The 15,210-nt window shown below is 70.4% G+C and carries 14 protein-coding genes; 6 read left to right on the forward strand and 8 right to left on the reverse strand.

What is annotated here, in order from left to right:
• Nucleotides 1–5: 5 nt before the first annotated feature.
• The 3 genes from ACSMTC_RS38805 to ACSMTC_RS38815 form a co-directional block, all read right to left on the reverse strand.
• Nucleotides 6–1,013, reverse strand: a complete 1,008-nt coding sequence (locus tag ACSMTC_RS38805; protein WP_436564465.1) for a HEAT repeat domain-containing protein — start codon at nt 1,011–1,013, stop codon at nt 6–8.
• A gap of 3 nt (nt 1,014–1,016) precedes the next feature.
• Nucleotides 1,017–1,688, reverse strand: coding sequence for a HEAT repeat domain-containing protein (locus ACSMTC_RS38810; RefSeq protein ID WP_436564920.1), 672 nt, complete (start codon nt 1,686–1,688; stop codon nt 1,017–1,019).
• A 339-nt stretch (nt 1,689–2,027) separates the two neighbouring features.
• Nucleotides 2,028–2,597, reverse strand: a complete 570-nt coding sequence (locus ACSMTC_RS38815) for a GNAT family N-acetyltransferase (protein ID WP_436564466.1) — start codon at nt 2,595–2,597, stop codon at nt 2,028–2,030.
• A 153-nt stretch (nt 2,598–2,750) separates the two neighbouring features.
• Between ACSMTC_RS38815 and ACSMTC_RS38820 the strand changes: the two genes are divergently transcribed.
• Both ACSMTC_RS38820 and ACSMTC_RS38825 read left to right on the forward strand, forming a co-directional pair.
• Entirely contained in the window at nt 2,751–3,800 is a 1,050-nt protein-coding gene (locus ACSMTC_RS38820; protein ID WP_436564467.1) for an HD domain-containing protein, read from the forward strand.
• 220 nt (nt 3,801–4,020) lie between these two features.
• Nucleotides 4,021–5,211 (forward strand): alpha/beta hydrolase family protein, encoded by a 1,191-nt coding sequence (locus ACSMTC_RS38825; RefSeq protein WP_436564468.1) that lies wholly within the window; start codon nt 4,021–4,023, stop codon nt 5,209–5,211.
• 264 nt (nt 5,212–5,475) lie between these two features.
• On the opposite strand, the gene ACSMTC_RS38830 is transcribed toward ACSMTC_RS38825, so the two are convergent.
• Both ACSMTC_RS38830 and ACSMTC_RS38835 read right to left on the reverse strand, forming a co-directional pair.
• Entirely contained in the window at nt 5,476–5,739 is a 264-nt protein-coding gene (locus ACSMTC_RS38830; RefSeq protein ID WP_436564469.1) for a co-chaperone GroES, read from the reverse strand.
• A 1,132-nt stretch (nt 5,740–6,871) separates the two neighbouring features.
• Nucleotides 6,872–7,045, reverse strand: a complete 174-nt coding sequence (locus ACSMTC_RS38835) for a hypothetical protein (RefSeq protein WP_436564470.1) — start codon at nt 7,043–7,045, stop codon at nt 6,872–6,874.
• Nucleotides 7,046–7,760: 715 nt separating this feature from the next.
• Between ACSMTC_RS38835 and ACSMTC_RS38840 the strand changes: the two genes are divergently transcribed.
• The 4 genes from ACSMTC_RS38840 (at nt 7,761) to ACSMTC_RS38855 (ending at nt 11,985) form a co-directional block, all read left to right on the forward strand.
• Nucleotides 7,761–9,410, forward strand: a complete 1,650-nt coding sequence (locus ACSMTC_RS38840; RefSeq protein WP_436564471.1) for an asparagine synthase-related protein — start codon at nt 7,761–7,763, stop codon at nt 9,408–9,410.
• Entirely contained in the window at nt 9,407–9,841 is a 435-nt protein-coding gene (locus tag ACSMTC_RS38845; RefSeq protein WP_436564472.1) for a lasso peptide biosynthesis B2 protein, read from the forward strand. The genes ACSMTC_RS38840 and ACSMTC_RS38845 overlap by 4 nt, the downstream gene beginning before the upstream one ends.
• Nucleotides 9,842–9,878: 37 nt before the next feature.
• Nucleotides 9,879–10,139, forward strand: coding sequence for a lasso peptide biosynthesis PqqD family chaperone (locus tag ACSMTC_RS38850; RefSeq protein WP_436564473.1), 261 nt, complete (start codon nt 9,879–9,881; stop codon nt 10,137–10,139).
• A gap of 106 nt (nt 10,140–10,245) precedes the next feature.
• Nucleotides 10,246–11,985 (forward strand): ABC transporter ATP-binding protein, encoded by a 1,740-nt coding sequence (locus tag ACSMTC_RS38855; protein WP_436564474.1) that lies wholly within the window; start codon nt 10,246–10,248, stop codon nt 11,983–11,985.
• Nucleotides 11,986–12,234: 249 nt separating this feature from the next.
• Here the strand turns inward: ACSMTC_RS38855 and ACSMTC_RS38860 are convergent, their stop codons facing one another.
• From ACSMTC_RS38860 to ACSMTC_RS38870, 3 genes are read right to left on the reverse strand one after another with little or no spacing between them, the layout of a single operon-like run.
• Nucleotides 12,235–13,077, reverse strand: a complete 843-nt coding sequence (locus ACSMTC_RS38860; RefSeq protein ID WP_436564475.1) for an ABC transporter ATP-binding protein — start codon at nt 13,075–13,077, stop codon at nt 12,235–12,237.
• Nucleotides 13,074–14,156: a FecCD family ABC transporter permease gene (locus ACSMTC_RS38865; RefSeq protein WP_436564476.1), complete on the reverse strand. Its 1,083-nt coding sequence runs from the start codon at nt 14,154–14,156 to the stop codon at nt 13,074–13,076. The genes ACSMTC_RS38860 and ACSMTC_RS38865 overlap by 4 nt, the downstream gene beginning before the upstream one ends.
• Nucleotides 14,153–15,151: a FecCD family ABC transporter permease gene (locus tag ACSMTC_RS38870; protein ID WP_436564477.1), complete on the reverse strand. Its 999-nt coding sequence runs from the start codon at nt 15,149–15,151 to the stop codon at nt 14,153–14,155. Before ACSMTC_RS38870 ends, ACSMTC_RS38865 begins: the two co-directional genes overlap by 4 nt.
• Nucleotides 15,152–15,210 lie beyond the last annotated feature (59 nt).

The following is a 15,210-nucleotide window of genomic DNA, read 5'->3' on the forward strand; positions in this document are numbered from 1 at the left end:
GAGGTTCACCGTCGTGTCTCGCGCAGCGTGAGAATGTACGTCGCAGTGAGCGCAACGGCACGGTCTTCGTCATGTGACAGATCTGCGAGGGCACGTGACGTCGTGATCCCCGGGACGTCCGCGAGCGCCTGGGTCAGCCGTCGACGTGCAGACGGTCCAACGGTGCCGTGGGCGAGGCAGTCGACGAGCCCGGTAGCGATCTGATCCGCCAACGGGGGATCACTCGCCAGCGCGCTCAGTGCATCGGCTGCGTCGGCGTCGTTCACCTCCTCGACGATCATGTCGATGAGTGTTGGTACCGCGTCGGCTGCTCCACGTGCCCCGAGCGCCAGAGCCGCGTACCTGCGGACCACGACGTCGGGGTTGGCGAGGGCGTCCTGCAGCAGTGCGGTCGCCTCACCGTTCGGAATCTCGGCGATGGACTGGACGGCACGTTTCCTCACCTCGGCCGCAGCTGAGCCGAGGCCCTCCGCCAGCAGTGCCAGCCCGTCCTCGCCCGATTGCACCAGAGCCCAACGAAGGGCTCCGGCGACGTTCGGGTCCGACTCGCTCAGGACGGCCTCGACCAGTGCTTCCACCGGTACGGAAACCTCCTCGCCCGCGGACAGGGCCGCGCGCTGCCGCGTCCCCGCGCTCTTCGACTCCAAGGCCTGGAGGAGCGCGACGGTCTGGAGGACATCCTCCCAGCCGACGGGTTCCGCGGCACCGATCCGACGGAGTCGCGTGAGCAGCTCCGTCTCCGCTGCGATGCGGTCCCGCGTCTGGCGGATGAGGTCGTCGACGAGCTCCACGGGCGCGAAGCCGGGGTCATCGAGCGCGCGCCCGACGTCGCGCAGCGACAGCCCCAGTGACCGCAGACTCTCGATGTGGAAGATCCGCCGGATGTCCTCGCCGGAGTACTCCCGATAGCCGGAATCGGTACGACCGGTCGGCCGCACCAGGCCGAGCGACTCGTAGTGCCTGAGCATGCGGGCGCTGACCCCCGACCGTCGCGCGACATCACCGATCAACACTGCCTACTGCCCCTCCTGGTCGGCCCCGCCGAGGACTGCGATGCGCTTCGCCTCCTCGACGGCGAACTCGAATCCGGCACTCGGGTCGTGCCACAGCCGTTCCGTGGCGATCGCGTGTGCCCGCACGCGAGGGTCGAGATCCGTCGTCGCGGCGGCCAGTGCCGGCAACATCACCTCCCCGAGTGCGATCAGCGCCCGGCTGAGGCTCAGCTGCGTCTCCCGTTCGCCGCGCCCGAGCTGTGCCGCCAAGGCTACGGCCAACTCGTGTTCCCCACCTTCGGGTACGAGCACGACCGCTGCCCGCCAGGCACTCCGGGCCACCTCGTCGTCGGCGTCGGACAGCAGCGCCGGTGTGATCGCCGGCCACGCTTGCCGATCCCCGATCTTGGACAGCGTGTGCAACGCCTGGCTCCGCGCCTGCGCACGCTCCGAGCGGACTTCGTCGAGAAGTACCGGGACCGTCATCGATGCCGCGTGGCGGGTGAGTGCCCACGTCAGCATTTCGCGCACGTAGAACTCGGGTTCGATCGCGCATCGCTCGATGAGCTTGCCGACGAACCCCGGGTCCGGGGTCGTGCCGACCGCCAGCGCCGCCTGCAGCCGGACCGACGAGCTGTTGTCCTCCAGCGCCTGGAGAGCTCGCCTCGTGTTCGTGTCCTCTTTCCGCATGGTCATCAGGACCACCTCCTCGGCCACAGTGAAGGCCTTGTCACTGTGTCAAGGTCAAGCGGAGCCAGGCCGAGCTGTCTGAAGCCGGTGAGGTGCTCGAGTCGCTCGTCTCCGTCCCGAAGCCTGCGAGCCAGGTCGGCGCTGGTGGGCCGGACCGGCTGGTGGCAGGGGCGGCGGGTGACCTGGGGTCGGCGGACCGCGTCGCAACAGGCGGTCAACAACGGTACTTCGGAGCGTTGAAAGGTCCTGTGTGCGGCCCAGTCCCTCACGGAACACCCGACCCCAGGTCCACGGCGCTGGCCGTGACGACGCTGTATGGCGCCGTTCCGGGACCCGGGTCGCGGTTCAGGGAGCGACGGGCTTGTAGATGAAGCCGGTCAGCGGTGCGAGGACCTTCCAGTCGAGCGTTTCGTAGAGCGCTCGGCCTTGGACGGTCGCGCCCAGGATGCCGGTAGCCGCACCGTTCTCGATGGCCGCGTTGGTGAGTGTGCCCATCACGACCGTCCCGAGGCCGAGGCGCTGGTGAGCCTTCTCGGTGACGATCTGGTCGAAGACGCAGGCGGCACCTGTCAGGCCGATCTGACCGCGCGCGGCGAGTTCCCCGTCGGCGGCCAGAATGCGCACGCTTATGACATCGTCGGCGGTCTCGGCGGTGGCTGTGTAACCGTCGGGCGCGCGCACGACGGACGGGCGCAGGTCGACGGCCATCAGGAAGCCTGGATCGGTCGGTTCCCACTCGGGCGGGAACCACGGCTCCATGACGTCCGGTTCCAGAAAGGCCTTGATCCAGGTGGCCGGTTCGGTGATCGCGCCGACGAGCCCGCGGGCGGTCTCGACATCGGCGTCGAGCAGGACGTGACGGACCGTCTGGGTCGGCAGCCCGACCTGGATGCTCAGCCCCCACGGCACGTCCACCGGCTTCGGTACCCGCCGGGAGACGGTCCATCCGTCGACCCACGAGCGCGCGAGCTCCAACATTCAGACACCCCTCCAAGTAATGACTGAGATCCGAGTACGGATGTTACACAAGCGTGGTGAAAGCCATCGACGGATCGCTAGGGTGGACCGGTGGACAGCCAGATGGATCAGAGTTCGCCGCAGGGCTCCGGGGATGCCGCCGCATGGCCCGTCCCGACCAATGTCGTGGGCCTGTCCCCGACGTTCACCGACCCGCTGTGGCGGATATCGGTCCGCCTGAACCCGGTGGAGGTGGACCTGCTGCGTACCGAACCGCTACGGCGTCTGCACTTCGTCGCCCACGGCGGCGCCTCGACGATCAGCACCCTGCAGTCGTACTCCAGACTCGAGCACACCCTCGGTGTCCTCGCGCTGGTCGCGCACTTCCGTCCGGAGGACGAACTGCTAAGGGTCGCGGCTCTGTTGCACGACATCGGCCACCTGCCACTGAGCCACACCCTCGAAGGCATTGCCGGCCTCGACCATCACGCCATCGGCCTGCACCTGCTGCGGACCGACCCGATCCATCCCGTGTTGGAGAAGCACGGGATCAGTACTGAGGCCGTCGCCGCCGCACTCGGCGGACAGCCGCCCTCGCCACTCACCAGCCGCTCCGGCCTGCTGAATCTCGACCATCTCGATTCCTACGTACGCAGTGGGCGGGCCGCCGGGCGTCTCGACGCCGATCCGGCCGTCATGCTGGGCCGGCTCGACCTCAGGGACTCCGCGGTGTCAGCCGACCGCGAGACCGCCGCAGCACTCGTCGGCCTGATCTGCGCGGAAGCACGGCTGCACACCTCGTGGGACAACGTGGGTCCGGTCTCGGTGGTCCGACGACTGGCCTGCCGACTACTCGACACCACGACCCTCACTCCGTCCCGGCTCGCCAGGATGGCCGATCCGCTGCTGTGGTCCGCCTTCGACTCCTGCACCGTCACGCGAGCGGAGAGCACCATGATCCGGTACGAGCCGCACCGGCTGAAGGTCATGGCCGGATGTGCCCCTGGGGATCGTTCCGGTTGGGACTTCGCACTGCGCAAGATCTACAGCTCCGCACCGCTGGTGGAGGGGCAGCGGATCGAGGTGTCCTCGCCCGAGCTGGCGGCTCGGTTGGACGCTCTGAGGTCGTTGCCCACCGAGTTCCGCGTCTGGTGGAGCTGAGCGTCGGACTCAACGGACAACGTCCGCACCAACAGGAAGCTGACCGACCCGCAGACCGTGCTGCTGGACGCCCTGCTCGCCGCCGCCGGCATCGGCTCCTTGTCACTGCTGATCCAGACCCCCTAGGGACCGCATCTCGAATCCCGCCGCGCTCTCAGGTGAAACCCTTACGCCGCTGAGGGGACGTCAAATCGCCTGGGGGAGGCCTACGGTCCTAGCCATGACCGGAATTCGTCGTACTGCCGTGGCCGTGGCGTTCCTGCTCGCCCTGCCGATGTCCGTCGTCGCCGCTCCCGCGCTGGCCGCGCCCGCCACCTCTGTCGCAGCCACCGCGCCTGCCCCGCCCACCGTGCCGGCGGGCGTCCACGTCGATCTCCCGCGCCCGACCGGACCGTACGCGGTCGGCCGGGAGATCCTGCACCTCGTCGACCAGGACCGGCCCGACCCGTGGGTCCCGTCGGCGGGCCCGCGCCAGCTGATGGTGTCGATGTACTACCCCGCCAAGGAGGGGACGGGCGGTCCGGCCCCGTACATGACCCCTGAGGCCGCCCGCCTCATGCTGGACACGAAGTTGCCCGGCAACACCATCCCCACCGAGGTGGTCACCGGCGCCCGGACGTGGGCCAGGACCGACGCGCTCCCGCGGCACGGCCGGTTCCCGCTGGTAGTGCTCTCTCCCGGCTTCACCATGCCGCGCACCGAACTGACCAGCCTCGCCGAGGACTTGACCAGTCGTGGGTACGTCGTCGCGCTCGTCGACCACACCTACGAGAACACCGGGACGACCTTTCCCGACGGGCAGACGCTCACCTGCGTCGAATGCGGCAAGCTGAAGACCGAGGAGGACTGGGCGGCCCTGAACGAGAGCCGGGCGAAGGACGTCTCCTTCGTCATCGACCAGCTGACCGCTCATCGGCACCCGGCCTGGCGCTACGCCCGCATGATCGACCGTGACCGGATCGGCATGGCCGGGCACTCGGTCGGCGGCTCCGCGACCGTCCCGGCCCTGCTCACCGACGACCGGATCCGGGCCGGGGTGAACCTGGACGGCACCATGGACTTCCCGGTGCCCGCCACCGGACTCAAGGGCAAGCCGTTCCTGATGATCGGCCACCCGCTGGGCGACGGCCAGGAGGATCCCAGCTGGACGGAGAGCTGGGCCAACCTCGACGGCTGGAAGCGCTGGCTGACCGTCGCCGGCTCCAACCACGGCACATTCACCGACAATCCGCTGTTCTTCGAGAAGCTCGGCCTTCCCGAGCCTCCCGGCACCACGATCGGCGCCGAGCGCGGGGTGCAGCTCACCCGGGAGTACGTGGCGGCCTTCTTCGATCTGCAGCTGAAGGGGATCGACCAGCCGATCCTCGACGGGCCGACCCCCGAGAACCCGGAGATCAGCTTCCACCCGTAGTCGTCGCTGTTGCTCGTCACCGTGCGAGGTCGTCGGCATGATGCCCGGCGACCTCGTCGGCGTTGCGGCGGCCGACCCCGGGGCGTGGCCCGTTCCCGGTGGTGTCGCGGTGTGGTTCCGGCGGTTGGCAGCAGGCGGCGCGGCGCGGACCTCGCCGCCTGGTCCCCGGGGCCCGCCATGGCCGTCCCCGATCCGGACCGGCGAAGGGCCGGCTACCGGGCTGCCCTCGGCGGGCGCTCGCCCGGTGAGCCAGCCGCTCTGCCGCTACTCCGCGGAGAGCGCCAGGATCTCCTCTTCGGGAAGCTCGACGTACGCCTCCCCCTCCACCTCGATCTCCGATCCGGAGAACCTGTTGAAGAGGATCCTCTCGCCGACCTTGACGTCCAGCGGGTGCAGCTTGCCGCTCTCCAGCGACCGGCCGGGCCCCACCGCGACCACCTCGCCCTTCCACGTCTCCGGGTCCTGCTGGGTCGGCTCCCCGATCGGCTTGACGATCAGATGATCGTCCTGTGGGTGGAAGTCGGGCATGACATCGTCCTCTCGTGTAGGCGCCTGCGGCGCGCCGGGGCCGCCCCCACACCTCGATTCTGCCGGGGTTTGCGATTCCCGCACGGCATGGGTCGGAGCTTTCGGCCTCATGGGGGGCGAATTCGCATGGTCGTCGAAGCGCCGCCGGCCTCGTTCCGCCAGGGAGCGGCTTCGTCCGCTGCCGCCGTACGGTGGTCCGGCGACGGGGCGTCACCGAGGACCCCCTGAGGCGGAGCCACTGCTCGCGCGCGCCACGGACCCGGCCGACGCCGACGACTGCGCTCGGAAGGCGGCCGTGGGCCTGCTGGACCTGGGTAGGTCCCACCCTGGTGGGGTGTTCCGGACGGTTCTGAGGCGGCCTTGGAGCCCCACAAACCGGAGGTGCTCGGTGACGCGGAGGCGGTGCCCGGGTGGCGATCGACGACTTCCGCTCACGGGCGCTGGAGGATGCCTGCCGGGGCAGCGGCTCTGTCACCGGCGCGGCAACGGGCGGCGCACGCCGAGGCCGGGTGCGGCGTCGCGGTCGGACGTGCGGCACCCGGCGTTCAGGCGGCAGTGGTTCGTGACGGGAGTCAGGCTGCGGGAGCTTCTGCCGGAGAGCGGGCTCGATTCGGCGTCCGGGCCAGTCGGTGATCGCCGCCGCGGACGGTGTTCTCCACCTGCGAGATGCTCCGCCTCCTCGTCCGCCGGGCAGCCGACGAAACCGCTGTCGGACGTCCTTGAGGCCTGGCGGCAGCCTGACTGACAGCGGTTTCGTCGGTGGGCGCACGGCTGTGGTGTGGCCGAGCGGACGGAGCGCCGGTACGGCGAGGCCGTCGAGCGCCCGGCTGCGCTGGTACCGGAGGTGCGGTCGCCGCTACCCCGGGGCCGCGCGAGCCCACCTCGGCCGAACCGGCCTACGGATCCTGGACCGCCACCATCCGGCCGAGTACGGCGGTGCCGTCAGGGCCGGTGGGTTGGAGGTTCGGCGGCTGTCACCGGAAGGCCGATTTGATGGGATGAGAGACGAGGCGTGCCATCCCGGCCTGCCACCCGAGGGCTTCGCCCCAGGGGAAAGCGGGGCGAAGCCTGCGGAGGGCGGGGCGGCCATCGGTCGTGACCGATGGCCGCTGGTGGCGGAAGCGGCGCTTCGTCAGCGGGGCTTCTTGAAGCCCAGAGTCGTCGCGTCCTTCAGGGTGTAGATGGTGCCGTCCGTGTCCTTGCTGAAGTCGCCGACCTTGGCGGCCGCGGGCGGCGTGTAACGCTCGGGCAGCTGCTGCTTCTTGATCACGGTGCTCTCCAATGCATCTAGGTCGAAGCCTGGCATGGCGTCACACCATTGAGCCGGTTGTCCTTCGAAGTGTCCATTCGGATAAACCAACTTCGGCCATTGAGGGCGAACTTTTCCCGGATGCATGTGGACCCTACACGAAGCATCGCCCGATCGGTTTCGAATTGATATCAGGCGTGGCGATCATTGGTTCGAGCAAGGATGATCTAAGGCGAGCGAAAAATCTTAGACTATGCATATGATATGCATCACATTGACTTAGTCATAACGTTGTTGAAATGGCGTGATCCGGGCGAGGTTGATTTTATCCAGTTGTGCGATCTTCCCTGGTGGTGCACGTTCTGTGGTGCCGTTGGGGTTCTGGAGCCGAGCCGCCGACCGGTCGACCTCCTGACGTCGGCCTCTTGGCGGGGACGCCGTACGGCACCGGGGCCAGTGCGTGTGCGGCGTGCGTGGTCGAGTGGTCGAAACGGCGGTGGCGCGGACGCCGCCGTGATACCTGGGGGTGAGGCGGGTGCAGTCGCTCAACGACCACCTTGTGGTCTTTCCGGACTCCCCGGGCGGTGCATGGGCCCACCGTCAGGTCGGCAGCCGTGCATTGCAGATGGTGACCCATGCATCCGGCCGGCCGTGGCTGGCCGGCTCGTGGGCACCGGGGGACATGGTGGTGTCCGCGGCGGGCCCGGTGCGAGTGGCGGTGTTCGGCTTGAGCCCGGTCACGCCGGGGCGGCTTGAGTCGTTGGTCTCATCGGTGCGCGACCTGTCGGATCTGGACGGGCTGGCCCGCCGCCTTCCCGGTAACGCACACGTGGTGGCCTCGATCGATGGGCAGGTGCGGTTCCAAGGCACCGTCAGCGGGACGCGTTGCGTCTTCACCGCCCGTCTCGGCGATGTGCCGATCGCCGGCGACCGGGCCGACGTGCTGGCCGAAGCGATCGGTGCGGAGCCCGACGAGGACCTGGTCGCAGCGGGTGTGACGTACGGGATGCTCTTCACGCCGCTGAGCGAGCGCAGCTGGTGGCGCGGCGTGCACCAGGTGGCCGCGGACTCCTGTCTCGTGATCCCCGGCGACGGCGCCGCCCGGTCGGTGCGCTGGTGGCAACCGCCGGAGCCGACCCTCCCTCTGCCGCAGGGGGCGGCCGGGGTGCGCGAGAGGCTGCTGGAGGCCGTGGCGCATCGGCAACCCCACCAGGGCAGGCTGTCCGCCGACCTGTCAGGCGGCATGGACTCCACATCGCTGTGCTTTCTGGCCGCCGAACACAGCCCCGACCTGTTGACCTTCTGCTGGACGGGCGGCAGCGCGATCAACGACGACCCGCTGTACGCCGGACAGGCCGCACGCCTGCTGACGAGTGCCGAGCACCTGACCGTGCCGGACACCGACGCTCCACCGGTGTTCGCCCCGCCGTACTGGTCGGTCGACACGGAGGCCCCGCGGGCTGCCACCCGGGGGATGAACGCGATCCGGTTCGGGATCCGGCACTTGGTCGAGCACGGTGCCACCCGGCATCTGGCCGGGCACGGGGCGGATGAGCTGTTCACCGGCGGCGCCGCCTACCTGCGCACGCTCTTCCGCCGTCGGCCGGTGACCGCCTGGCGGCAGTTGCGTGCCCACCGGGCGCTGCACTGCTGGCCGCTGGCGCCCAGCCTGGCCGCGTTGCTGCGCGGGGGAGACCTCGGCGACTGGTGGCGGCGGTGCGCCGATGACCTCGCCCGTACCACGCCGCTGCCCCGGTCACCGAACCTCGGCTGGGGGGAACGGCTCCCGGCGACACCGTGGGCGACCGGGGACGCGGTGAAGGCCACACAGACGGTCTTCCGCGGCGTGGCGGATCAGGTCGTCCCCCTCGCGCGGGACCGGGGACAGCATGAGGCCCTCACCGCGCTGCGCAGCGCGGGCCCGGTGCTTCGACTGCTCTGCCGTGAGTACGCCGCCGAGGGGCTCTCCCTGGAACTGCCGTACCTGGACGACCGGGTGGTCGAGGCCGTGTTGTCCACCCTTCCCCATGAGCGCTACAGCCCCTGGCGGTACAAGCCGGTGCTGTCGGAGGCGATGCGCGGCCTCGTGCCCGACGTGATCCTGAACCGGATCACCAAGGGCGACTGTGAGGAGCCCGTCGACCGCGCCTTGCAGGAACACGTCCCCGACCTGTTGGAGCTGTTCGCGGACTCGCTGCTGGCACGCCGCGGCCTGATCGACGTGGGCAGGTTGCGGACCACGTTGATCACGCCGCCGCGAACCGGGGACGTCTGGTCCGCCCAGCTGGAGGCGACGATCGGCGCCGAGCTGTGGCTGCGGGAGATCGCGGCCCGTCCAGCCGTCCCAGCGGTACTCGCCGGCCCTGCCCGCGGCGGCGCTGGTCATCCGCGCAGTGTGCCCGACCTTGAGGAGACACCGTGACCAGTCCGCCCTGCGCGCTACAGCCCCGTACCCGGCTGCCCCTGCACCGGCGCCTGCTGCCGCTGGCCGCCGTGGCCGTCGCCCGGCCGCTGGCCAAACTGCCGCCCGGGTATCTGCGTGCCGTACTCGGGGTGCTGCGCACCGGCGCCGGTCCGGGCACTGCCGCCCAGGCGTCGGCGGCCCGCACCGCGGTCGTCGCGGTCAGCCTGCGTTGCGCCGTCCACAACTGTCTGCAACGGTCGATCGCCACGGCCGTGCTGTGCCGGTTCAAGGGCGTGTGGCCCACGTGGCAGGCCGGTGTGCGTACGACGCCGTTCGCCGCCCACGCCTGGGTCGAGGCCGAAGGCCGGGTGATTGACGAGCCGTATCCCGACGGCTACTTCCGGCCCCTGCTCACCGTCGCCCCCAAGCATCCGATGCGTACGACCTGAGAGCCGACCGGCTCCACGACCCCGCCCGGAGGGCCGAATGACGCTCCGCCTGACCGCCCACACCGTGTCCACCGATACGGACGACGGCGCTGTGCTGTTGAGCCAGCGCACCGGACACTACTGGCAGCTCAACCAGACCGGCGCCTACGCACTGCGACGTCTCCTGGACGGCTGCACCCTGGATCAGGTAGCCGAAGAGTTCGCATCCCACTTCGACATCGCACCGGCCCAAGCGCACCTGGACCTCGCGGCGATGACCGAGCAACTCCAGTCGTCCGGGCTGGTGGAGGCGGGCTGACCCCGGGCCCGGCCCGCAGTGCCCCGCACGATGCCGGTCGGTCCGCCCCGAGCACGCCCGTCGTGACGGCTCGGGGCGGCGGGCCCGAAATGGAGCTGCGTTTACGATGGTTCGGCAGTTGTGGACCTTGACCCGAGGGCGGCGGCGCGCTTTGGCTGCCGCTCTGTTCCTCACTCTGATCGCTGCCGCCGTGGGTGTCGTGCAACCGTTGGCGGCCAGGGGAGTGGTTGACGCGCTCACCGCACATCGGCCGCTGCTTCTCCCCGTCACCGTCCTCGTCCTGTTGCTGCTGGCCCAGGCGCTCGTCGGTGCTTTCGCTGTCTTCCTGATGGAGCGCACGGGCGAGCGGTTCGTCCTGGGCATGCGTACCGGGCTGATCTCGCATCTGCTGCGGGTCCACATGCAGGCCTTCGACCGACTGCGCGTCGGTGACCTCATGGCGCGCGCCTCGACGGATGTGGTCGTCCTGCGTGAGGCGCTGACGCATGCCTCCGTCCAGATCGCCGTCAACCTGTGCGTCGCCCTGGGGAGCGTCGTCGCCATGTTCGTGATGGACCCGGTCCTGATGCTGCTCGTTCTGGGAGTCCTGCTGGTGTGCGGCGTCGTGATCAACAGGCTGTCGGCCGAGGTCGGCCGTTCGTCGACGGAACTGCAGACCGCGGTCGGAGCGATCTCGGCCGGACTGGAGCGAGCGTTGTCGGCTCTGCGTACCGTCCGGGCCAACCGCGCTGAACGCCGAGAGATCGACCATCTCGGCACGCTGGCCCACCGCGCCTACGACGCCGCGGTGCGCAGCGCCCGGCTTACGGCGGTGATCGCCCCCACCGCTCAGATGGCCATCAACGCCGCTTTCGTCCTGGTTTTGCTGGTCGGTGCGGCCCGTGTCGACCAGGGGGCCCTCTCGCTGGGCGGCCTCGTGGCGATGCTGCTGTACGCCACCCAACTTACCGGTCCGGTCACCGAGTTGATGGACGGTATCGCGTCGGTGAACAGGGCCAAAGGCGCCATGGAACGCGTCCAGGAGGTCTACGCGCTTCCCATCGAGGGCGGCACCACGGAAGGCGGCAGCACCGTCGGGACCAGTCGGAGCACACCGTTGCGGCAGTCGGCCCAGAGCCCACCCTCGGCTCCTTCGCTGGAGATTCGTGATCTGCGGTTCGGCTACAGCCCTGACGCACCGGTCCTTCGTGGACTGTCACTCACTGTTCCTCCGCACGCGCTCGTGGCCTTGGTCGGCCCGTCCGGCGCCGGCAAGTCGACCACCTTCGCACTGATCAGCCGGTTCTACGAGCCGTGGAGCGGCAGTATCCGTATCGACGGGCGGCCCGCCACCGATCTCGGCCTCGAGGAGTGGCGTTCACACATCGGCTGGGTCGAACAGGACTGCCCGATCCTGCACGGCACCCTGCGGGACAACCTCTCCTACGCGGCCCCGGATGTCAGCGACGACAGGCTGTGGGAGGTCCTCGACCTCGTCAACCTCACGGAGAAGGTGCACCGCCTGTCGGCCGGGCTCGACACCGAGGTCGGTGAGCGCGGGGCACGCCTGTCCAGTGGCGAACGCCAGAGAGTCGCCATCGCCCGTGCGGTGCTGGCCCGCCCCCGCCTGCTGCTGATGGACGAACCCACCGCCCACCTCGACCCCGCCAACGAGGCTGCCCTGACGGTCAACCTGCACAGCCTTCGGAAGGAGTGCGCCCTGCTCGTCATCGCCCATCGGATGTCCACCATCGAGGCGGCGGACAGTGTCGTCATGCTCTCGCACGGCACGGCTTCCGCCACGGGAACGTACGCCGAGCTCCTCGACACCCACCCCGGATTCCAGCAACTCAGTGGACACCGGTAGACGGCGAACTGCGGTTCCGGCGCCGGCTCATGGGGTCTGCTCGTGTCCGGTGAGCATGTTGATCAGGCTGTGGGGCGCGGCGAACTCCTCACCCTCCTTGAGGACGGGAAACATTCAGGAGTGTTCACACAGACGATGCTGTTGGCGATCTTCACCCAGCGAAGATCGCCAACAGCGTGCCGGCCGTGAGGCAGAGTCGGGTGACACTCTCAGGTGGTCACATGGTCCGCCGGACAGAACCGGGGGACGTTATCCGACCTCGGTGGGACGCGGGGCGAGGCCGACCGGGCAGATCACGGGCGTGCCGTGGACCGGGTCGGTGAGGATCGCGCTCTCCACCCCGTACAGCTCGCGCACCAGGTCGGGGGTGACGATGTCGCGGGGCGCGCCCTGGGCCGCCACTCTGCCGTCGCGCATGGCGATCATGTGGTCGGCGTAGCGGCAGGCGGTTGTGAGGTCGTGCAGGACGAGGACGACGGTGCGGCCGCGTTCGGTCAGGCCGCGCACCATCTCCAGCACCTCCAGGGCGTGGCCCATGTCCAGTGCCGAGGTGGGTTCGTCCAGCATGAGGATGTCGGTGTCCTGAGCGACGGCCATCGCGATCCAGGCACGCTGGCGCTGGCCGCCGGAGAGGGTGTCCAGCGGACGGTCGGCCAGGTCGTGCAGGTCGGCGGCGGAGAGAGCGTGGTCCACCGCCTCGGCGTCGGCGGTGGACCACTGACGCAGCAGGCCCTGGTGCGGCTGGCGTCCGTAGCGGACGAGGTCGCGCACGGTCAACCCGTCCGGGGCGGTGGCGGATTGCGGCAGCAGACCGATGATCCGGGCTATCACGCGGGTGGACAGCGAGGTGAGCGGCTTGCCGTCGAGCAGGACCGCGCCGGAGCGGGGGGCGATGGTGCGGGCCAGGCCGCCGAGCAGGGTGGATTTGCCGCAGCCGTTGGGTCCGACGATGACGGTCACCTGCCGGGCGGGCAGCTCGATGTCGAGTTCGCGTACCACGATGGTGCGGTCGTGGCCGAGGGTGAGCGCACTGGTCTCCAGCCGGTGGGCCGTGTCGGCGGCGGTATCGGCGGGGGCGGTGCGGGTGGTCATGCGGTCCTCCGGGGACGGGTGGTGAGCAGCAGCCACAACAGGTACGGGCCGCCCACGACGGCGGTGACCAGACCGGCCGGCACTTCCAGCGGCGACAGGACGGTGCGGCCGATCAGATCGGCGAGCAGGGTGAAGGCGGCTCCGGCGGCGGCCGAGGTGAGGACGGGTACGGAGCGCGGTCCGGCGATGCGGCGGGCAGCCTCGGGGGCGGCGAGCGCGATCATGCCGAGCGGTCCGGCGACGGCCACGGCCAGGCCGGCGCAGACCACGGCGACGATGAGGACGGCGATGCGCAGGCCCCGGACCCGTACGCCCAGCCCGGTGGCGACGGCGTCGGAGAAGCGGAGCAGGGACAGGCGACGGCCGAGCAGCATGCCGGCGGGCAGGCAGACCAGGAGGCCGATCTGCAGGGTGGCGACGGCGTCGGTGTCGCGGCCGTTGAGGGTGCCCACCGTCCAGGCGTAGGCGGCGTTGGCGGAGTCGATGGCGGCGCGGGAGAGCATGAGGTTGGTCACGGCGCCGAAGACGGCGCCGATGCCGAGACCGACCACGAGGAAGCGGTAGCCGTTGCGGCCGGCTCCGCCGCCGAGGGCGAAGGCGAGTGCGGCCGCGGTGGCGGCACCTGTGAGGGCGGCGGCGGAGGGCAGCAGCTGGGTGGCGGTGCCGGTGACGGAGGCGACGGCGAAGGCGGTGGCGCCGTCGTTGAAGCCGACGGTGTCCGGGGTGGCCAGCCGGTTCTGGGCGAGGGTCTGCATCAGGCAGCCCGCGATGCCGAGGGCGGCGCCGACGGCCAGTCCGGCCTCGGCGCGGGGCAGTCGCAGCCTCTCCACCAGCAGGACGTCACGGGGCGTGCCGCTGCCGAAGGCCGCGCGCAGGGCGTCGACCGGATTGAGGTTCGTCTCGCCGACGGCCAGGAAGACGGCGGTCACGGCGACGGCGACGGCCAGCAGCGCGGTGCAACCGAGCAGGGGACGGACGGGGATGAGGACCGAACGGCTGCCCAGGGCGAGCAGCCGGGTGCCGGGCGGTACGGGGAGGGCGGTCGGCCGAGGCGCCGCCGGAGCAGTGGGCGTCTTCACAGCGAAGGCATTCTGTGCGAGCGGACGACGGCGACCAGGACGGGGGCGCCGCACAGGGCGGTCATCACGCCGAGGGGCATCTCGTAGGGGCGGGCGACCAGGCGGGAGACCACGTCGGCGAAGAGGACGACGGCCGGCCCAAGCAAGGCGGATACCACAAGAAGGCGGCGCAGGTCCGGGCCGACCAGCGCGCGGGCGGCGAAAGGCACGACCAGGCCGACGAAGGAGACCGGGCCGGCGATGGCGGTGGCGGCACCGACCAGCAGGGCCACGGCGGTCACGGCGATGGCGCGGGCCCGCCGGGGTCTGTGCCCGAGGCCGGTGGCGACGTCGTCGCCGAGGCTGAGGGCGGTCAGGGCCGGGCCGGAGGCCAGGGCCAGGAGCAGACCGAGCACCAGGACCGGCAGGACGGAGAGGAGTTGGTCGGTGCCGCGGCCGGAGACCGAGCCGATGGTCCAGAAGCGGATCTCGTCGGCGGCCCGGGCGTCGGCCAGCAGCAGGACGGAGGACGCGGCGTTCATCAGCCCGCTCAGGGCCGCACCGGCGAGGACGAGCCGTACGGGGTCGTCGCCCGCGCCGCGCAGCCGGGCGGCGCCCAGAGCGAGCAGGCAGCCGGCGGCGGCGCCGAGGACGGCGACGTACGGGCCGACGCCGGCGGCGCTCGCGCCCAGCACGATGGCGACGACGACGGCGAAGGAGGCTCCGGTGCTGACGCCGAGAAGCCCGGGCTCGGCCAGCGGATTGCGGGCGGCGGCCTGCAGTACGGCGCCCGCGACACCGAGGGCGAGGCCGACGGCGAGGGCCACGGCGGTACGGGGGACTCGCAGGTGGAACACGGTGAACCGGGAGTCGGAGTCGCCGTCACCGAGCAGGGTGGCGAAGGCCCGTGACGGCCCCACATCGCCCGCGCCGAGTAGCAGGCTCGCCAGCACAGCGGCCAGCAGTATCGCGCCGGCGGGCAGCACACCGCGCAGCAGTAGTGATCGGAACGTCACACCGGGCCTTTCCATCAGGGCCTCAACTATGGTTAGGCTAACCTCAGAAATTGCTTCGT

Source organism: Kitasatospora sp. HPM-01-4 (assembly GCF_051374625.1).
GTDB lineage: Bacteria > Actinomycetota > Actinomycetes > Streptomycetales > Streptomycetaceae > Kitasatospora.

Coding starts and splice junctions, on each gene's coding strand:
- ACSMTC_RS38810 (WP_436564920.1), bottom strand. CDS start 1,688: ATGACCATGCGGAAAGAGGACACGAACACGAGGCGAGCTCTCCAGGCG.
- ACSMTC_RS38825 (WP_436564468.1), top strand. CDS start 4,021: ATGACCGGAATTCGTCGTACTGCCGTGGCCGTGGCGTTCCTGCTCGCC.
- ACSMTC_RS38830 (WP_436564469.1), bottom strand. CDS start 5,739: ATGCCCGACTTCCACCCACAGGACGATCATCTGATCGTCAAGCCGATC.
- ACSMTC_RS38835 (WP_436564470.1), bottom strand. CDS start 7,045: ATGCCAGGCTTCGACCTAGATGCATTGGAGAGCACCGTGATCAAGAAG.
- ACSMTC_RS38850 (WP_436564473.1), top strand. CDS start 9,879: ATGACGCTCCGCCTGACCGCCCACACCGTGTCCACCGATACGGACGAC.
- ACSMTC_RS38855 (WP_436564474.1), top strand. CDS start 10,246: ATGGTTCGGCAGTTGTGGACCTTGACCCGAGGGCGGCGGCGCGCTTTG.
- ACSMTC_RS38860 (WP_436564475.1), bottom strand. CDS start 13,077: ATGACCACCCGCACCGCCCCCGCCGATACCGCCGCCGACACGGCCCAC.